Raw genomic sequence first — 246 nt, 5'->3', positions numbered from 1 at the left:
GGCAGACAATGACGGCGTTGCCGAGATTGGCCATCAGGCGGCAGATCTCGTCATGTGAATCGAGATTGCCGATGACCCAGCCGCCGCCATGCAGATAGAGCAGCGCCGGCGCCCCGCTCGGCAGTGCGTCGATGCCGCGATGGATGCGGACAGTGATGGGGCCGTTCGGCCCGTCGATCTGCTGTTCAAAGGTCGTCGCGACCGGCTCATGCTCACCTTGCAGCGTCGGGAACGAGGCGTTGTAGG

The 246-nt window shown here is 64.2% G+C and carries 1 protein-coding gene; it reads right to left on the bottom strand.

The window, feature by feature from the left end; translation table 11 throughout:
- On the bottom strand, positions 1-246 hold a 246-nt coding region (locus tag AC0L3S_RS39640; RefSeq protein ID WP_473285423.1), incomplete at both ends, for an alpha/beta hydrolase fold domain-containing protein.

Source organism: Bradyrhizobium sp. Ken01 (assembly GCF_055807355.1).
This window is presented reverse-complemented; position numbering and strand designations above follow the sequence as displayed.